Origin of the sequence: Actinospineispora spinosispora DSM 44797, from assembly GCF_000429025.1 — a bacterium.
GTDB lineage: Bacteria > Actinomycetota > Actinomycetes > Mycobacteriales > Pseudonocardiaceae > Pseudonocardia > Pseudonocardia spinosispora.
The window spans coordinates 1-5,512 of sequence record NZ_AUBB01000076.1 but is presented as its reverse complement, the minus strand read 5'-3'; the positions used below and the strand labels follow the sequence as shown (position 1 = coordinate 5,512).

The 5,512-nt window shown below is 65.9% G+C and carries 7 protein-coding genes; 1 reads left to right on the top strand and 6 read right to left on the bottom strand.

Translation table 11 applies throughout. The annotated features are described in order from the left end of the window. The first annotated feature begins 579 nt into the window (after positions 1-579). Positions 580-753 carry a hypothetical protein gene (locus G406_RS57280; protein ID WP_156935121.1) on the top strand — a complete coding sequence of 58 codons (174 nt, stop codon included), beginning with the start codon at positions 580-582 and terminating at the stop codon, positions 751-753. Between the two features lie 137 nt (positions 754-890). Here the strand turns inward: G406_RS57280 and G406_RS0123450 are convergent, their stop codons facing one another. From G406_RS0123450 to G406_RS0123425, 6 genes are all read right to left on the bottom strand, one after another. Beyond that, the gene (locus G406_RS0123450) at positions 891-1,226 is read right to left on the bottom strand and encodes a hypothetical protein (RefSeq protein WP_156935120.1); all 336 of its coding nucleotides are present in this window, start codon (positions 1,224-1,226) and stop codon (positions 891-893) included. A 142-nt stretch (positions 1,227-1,368) separates the two neighbouring features. Continuing rightward, positions 1,369-1,734 (bottom strand): hypothetical protein, encoded by a 366-nt coding sequence (locus tag G406_RS0123445; RefSeq protein WP_028935645.1) that lies wholly within the window; start codon positions 1,732-1,734, stop codon positions 1,369-1,371. After that, complete coding sequence (locus tag G406_RS0123440) at positions 1,734-2,471, bottom strand: hypothetical protein (protein WP_156935119.1); 738 nt, start codon at positions 2,469-2,471, stop codon at positions 1,734-1,736. Before G406_RS0123440 ends, G406_RS0123445 begins: the two co-directional genes overlap by 1 nt. Positions 2,472-2,813: 342 nt before the next feature. Beyond that, the gene (locus tag G406_RS54485; protein WP_051342561.1) at positions 2,814-3,812 is read right to left on the bottom strand and encodes a DUF3560 domain-containing protein; all 999 of its coding nucleotides are present in this window, start codon (positions 3,810-3,812) and stop codon (positions 2,814-2,816) included. A gap of 70 nt (positions 3,813-3,882) precedes the next feature. Continuing rightward, entirely contained in the window at positions 3,883-4,212 is a 330-nt protein-coding gene (locus G406_RS49315) for a hypothetical protein (RefSeq protein WP_028935643.1), read from the bottom strand. Between the two features lie 465 nt (positions 4,213-4,677). Beyond that, complete coding sequence (locus G406_RS0123425) at positions 4,678-5,088, bottom strand: type II toxin-antitoxin system VapC family toxin (RefSeq protein ID WP_028935642.1); 411 nt, start codon at positions 5,086-5,088, stop codon at positions 4,678-4,680. Positions 5,089-5,512 lie beyond the last annotated feature (424 nt).

Below are 5,512 nucleotides of genomic sequence, written 5' to 3'. Positions count from 1 at the left end.
GGTGCGCGCGAAGCGCTGCGCGGCTGCGCCGCTGCGCTATTGCGCTAAAAGCGATTCCGGCTGCGCCGGAATCTGGTGGGTTTCGCGGGCTGCGCCCGCTCCGGACCGTTTTGTGGGCCATCGGCTGCGCCGCCGGCTCCACCGTTACGTCCGGGCTGCGCCCTTGGTGGAAACGGCCTTACAGGCGACTAGAGAAGGCGCTGAGCTGCTGTAGGAAGGGCTGGGTATCTCCCTGGAGATGCTGCTTCGAGGTGGCTGCTCGCTTGCCTCCGGGGAGGCTTGCGGAAGCGAGTCCACGCACGGCTCGGAGCGTTGTCTCCTGTCCGCCAGCTCCGCCCAACAGCTGCATGATTAGCATCATAGCAGCACCGCAGCGTCTGGATCCTTTTCGTCGGACTGGCGTTCGGCGCCGTCACACTCCGGCTCGGCTACCTCCTGCTGTTTCCCCGACCCGTCATCGCGGCCAACCGGGACGGCATCAGCGGACAGACCATCCCCGCCCGTCACCTCACCTGGGCCGAGATCAGCAGCATCGCCAACGATCCGACACACCCCAAACCGCTCATCCGTATCTATCTCGTGGACCCCAACACCGTTCTGAACCGGCTCAGCCCCACGAAACGGCGCCTCGCCCCCGTCACCACCTGGCTACCGCGCGGATACATCGACATCCGCACACCACTACTGCCCATCGGCGTAGCCGAGCTGGCCGAGGAACTCAGCACCCTGCACGAGCACTACCGACCCCGCTGAACCCAGGACACAGCGCGGACGATGCCGAACAGCTCAGCTGGGGAGGGCCATCGCGCTGCCCCGCCGTTGCGGGACCTTGCTGGGAAGCGGACGTCTTGCGGGGAACCGTTTCACAGGCGCGCACGAGTCCCGACAGATCACGCGCGCTCTTCTCCCCGCACCTGCTCAAGGGTCTCGCTCAACAAGGGGACGTCAGTTCGCCTCGGCCGCGGCTGACGACCAGCAAGACCGCCCGACCTCTCCGGCGGATGCACGAGCCCCCGCGCCGTGAGTTCCTCGATCCGCTGCCCAGCCGAGGTCGCCGGCACCAACCAACCCACCAACCGACCGCCGCTGGTGACCTTGCCGACCGCACCCGCCGCCGCAAGCTCAGCGATAACCTTCCCGGCATTACGCAACTCACGGACCGTCACCTCCCGCTCAACCGCGCGCTCAACCGCGCGCTGAGCAGGAGACACAACCTCGTCCGGCACGACCGGCAGTATGTCACCGTCGGCCAGGGATAACGAGCCCAGCTGGATCCCACACATCCAAGTGGCCCGGCAAACCAACATGAGAACGTCCCCGCCGACAGGTTGTGGCGGGGACGTTCTCATACCCAACGGACACAATGACCTACACCTCGGCGTGATTCACACCCTCTGTCGCCACACTCGGCTTGCTTGAGAGCGCGAGCGCCTGACGGATGGAGGCCGCCAGCTCACCGGACTCATCCACACCCGGCATGCGACACAGCGCGAGGAAGCGATAGCCGGCGATCCGTACCCGAGTGTTCTCCCGCTCCAGCTCCTCGTTCCACGACAACACCTGGTCACGCAACGCCCACAACTCAGCGCGCTCCACCCGCAGAGCAGCGGCGACAGCTCTCGCCTCCCGCAGAGCGTGTGCCTGCAGCTCCCACTCCGCCCTCACCCCAGCAAGCTCACGATCACGCGCCGCGACATCAGCACGCAGCCGAGCGACCTCCACACCCTCGACCATCAGACGCCCCCTTCCCCACGTGCTCGAACCACAGGGCCAACTCCACCAGCCAACCCGAAACCATTCCCGAACTCTAGGATTTCTTCCCGCTTACACGCCCCACGGCAATCAGACTGCGGAAAAGAATCATGCTCCCCATCGCGATGCTCCGCGATCGGATCATCCATCAAACACTCACCGATTACCGGATGAAATCCAATATTCGCGCTAGTCGGGTGAGTAGCCAAATCGTGGATATTCGACCCGCACGGACATCTCGCCAACACGGTTCCGCAGTCAGGATCGCAATCCATCTCGCCACAGTGCGGGCACGGCTGGGAATCAATGAGCAACTGCACGGCGGCGGAGCGACCCAGGATCTGCACCGCCCCACAGTCGGCACCGGGGTACAACGCGGAGTACTCAGCCGCCTGACCGGCATCGACGAACACATACAGGCCATCGAAGGTCTCGCGCTGCACCAAGTGGACCGTCGCACCGGACAGCTCCGCAGTCGCATCCTCCGACGGGGCCGAGGCGGCCCGCATGCCGGTCACGGCGGTGTGGACGCGCTCAGCGAAGACGGCGAGCTGGTCGAGGCTGCCCTCGATAGCCAAGCCACCGGCACCCAGCCCGCCAAGGGCCAGCACGTGAGTGCCGGTGACGGGCTCTTCCGGGCAGAGCGCGGCCTCGGCCTCTGCACCGAACAGCCGCACAGGGCAGTCACCGGCCTTCGCCCATTCGAGTTCATCAGCCATGGGATTCGGTTCTCCTCCACTCGGTAGGTCGCGGACGCGGAACCTCGAACCTCACATCGCCTCCAGGTCACACTTGTGGCACCGGCTAATGCCCCGAGTTCGGTTCCCCGGCACGGTGATCGCGGCGCCACAGTCGCGGCACTCATCGACCACGTCGCGTTCGAATCGACGGCGCTCGGCCGCCCGCATCTCCCTCACCCGCGTCGGTTTCCGCCGCTCGCCCATCAGGCCGCCCGCCGAAACAACCCGAGTCCCCGGCGGCGAAGAAGAGCACCTCGCGCCCGCTGCGCAGCGTGCCCCCGGCAGCGCGATGCGGGGTGGGCGTCAGTGTCACCAGGACGGTCACTGTGCGGCCACCTCGTCCAGGTCGACCGCGGGCGGGTGTGCGGGCCGGTGGCTGATGATCTCGCCGTACTTGATCCTGCGGGTGAACCACTGCCCGGGATGGTCCTCGGGCACGTTGGAGTTGCCGTAGTTGTCGCGGATCGTCACCGTCGTCTTGTTCACCCGAACGACCTCGCGCCAGCCCGCCCAGGATCCGACGAAATCGCCGACCTTGATCGTGGTCGCGTCATACGGGTTGTACCGGCCCGCGGCCCGGTGCTCCTCCAGCAACCGCCGCCAGTAGCGGATCTTCTCGTCCAGATCCGCGGCGGTCGCTTCCTGCTGCGCGCGGTAGCGGCCCCCTGCGTCCGTGCTGGCGCACCCGTCGAGGTTTCGCGACACCTTGCCTCGCTCGGTCTCCAGCCGTTCGAGGCGGCGCGCGACCCGTCCCAGCGACTCGCGACGGTCCATGTGCCCGGCCGCCGAAGCCGCACCATCAGCGGCCCGCTCGGCCTCCCGACCCAGCTCCACCGCCTTATGCATGTGGCCATCCATCCGCGCCAACACACGCCGGTGACCCCGCTCGAAATGGTGCCACACCAGGATCGGCTGGCCCCTCGGGATGTACTCAGAGATCGCGTCCGCGGCGCCCCACCAGGCGTCGACCTCGACCTTCCTGCGCTCGGCCCTCTCACTCAGCACCTCGACACGCTCATCCATACGCCCGGCACGGTCGACCTCAGCCTCATCCATCGCACGCGGCGTCGCGTCCACCCGCACCTCGACCTCAAACCCGGCCTCACACAACACAGCGGCCGTGGTCTCGATCAGATACAGATCCGGGGCGCGGTCGCGGGAGTGAGCGACAGCGAGCGCACGCAAACGCGGCATGTACCGCCAGCCACGGATCCGGTAGATGCTCTGCGCCGCCTTGATCGCATCCCACGCACCGTCACCCTTGGTGCTGCCCTCCAGCATCGTGCCCTCGGCCGCGCTGTGAGTGATCGTGCGTGTCACCGCTGTCTCCTATCCGCCGTCGGATCGGTCATCCCCGAGGCGATCGCCATCGGGACTGGTCGTTGTTGACTCAGTAGCGGGGGAACCGCAACCAGGGGTCGTTACCGACCGACCCGTAGTAGCGGCGCTCGAAGTAGTCGGTCTGGCTGTCGGAGTTGTCGTAGTTGTAGGCGCTGTGAATCCGCTCGACCTCCTGCCTGAGCGCGCGCATCGCGGGTGTGGCTTCCTGGACCCGCCCGTCTCGGTAGCTCTGGTCCTCGACCCACGTCCAGCCCCAGCCCTCGGGAACGTTCTTGATGGTCACGTCGATCGATCCGCCGCCGGCGTAGTAGCTGCGCGGCTGGCCCATTCCGGAGAGCGCCATCATCGCCACGTAGCGCCCGATCGCTCTCTCGACCACCCGTCAGGGTTTGCACTCCCACATCGAGAGGACGAGTAGCACTTCTTCGACCTGGGGCAGCACGCCACACGACTCCTGACAACTCCTCGCTCAGGTCTGGGATCAGCCGATGCGCGCTCATCGGGCCAGTGTCCTCCCTACCCCCGACAGGCTCAGGCTCATCAGCTCGGCTCGTCACGGTAGGGGGCCAGCCAGTCGAGTGCCTCAGTGGCGGATTTGACGCCGGCCCGGGCGGGGCTGTTGGTCAGGCCACGCAACACAGCGCGGGTAATCTCGTTCGGCCAGCCGCGGCGAGGGCCTCGATAGCACCGTGGCGCACCCGCGGCCGAGCATCCTCGACGGTCAGCCGGGCCAGTAGCGCTCGAATGGATTTACGGTGAGGCGACGCCACGCTCTCGGCACGCACCACGAGCACCTGGTCGAGGTCGCTGTCTGGGCGCAGGTGCGCGAAGAGTAGACCCTGCCCTAGGGCAGGAGCGTGAAGTAGTCGACATGGCGGGGCCGTACGACACTGAAATGTCTGTGATCCAGGGTCATCACAACCGTAGCTCCGAAGCGTTCGGCGACAGCGATGACTGAAGCATCCGCCGCTCCCAGAGGGAGGCTGGCGTACTTCTCGATCAGGTCGGCCATACGTCGAAGATCGCTCGAGGCCAGATCGACTAGCCGGAATGTTCCGCTGTCGAGCGAACGCAAGAACGACGCTTCGGCGGCCGCACTAGCGCGAGTCGAGAGGAAGTAACAGACTTCCATCACCACGAACGGCGTAATGAGAGGTGCTTCGCTCAGACTGGTCAGAGCCTCGAGGCAGGCGGCATGATCAGGGTCGCGGATGGCTGCTGCCGCAACGATCGGGCCAGTATCAACAACGATCACGACGAGCCGAGCTCAGTCCTCATGATGTCGCGTGCGTTAGCCCCGAGCCTGCCCTCATCTGTAGTGATCGACCCAACCCACGCCGGTGGCCACGACTCTCGGTTGTCGACGGCGCTGCCTGTACGACCACCGTCGATAACCTCGAAACGAACACGGTCACCCGCGTGAAGAGGCAGCCCGTCGTGTTCAGCGACCTGCGCTAGTCGAGGCGAGACAACGAACTCGCCGAGACCAACGCCGTCATCGTCGTGGCATGCTGGGTTGCTCATAGGTTCCCGCCTCCCTCCTCATTCATCATTCATCATTCATCATCGCACAAACGCACGCGGCCAGTTCGGTCCCTCACGCTCGAAGTCAAGCGCACGGAGGGTTCATGACCACTTCCTCACTCGGGGCCGCGCAGACGGCAGCGGGACTCTACTCA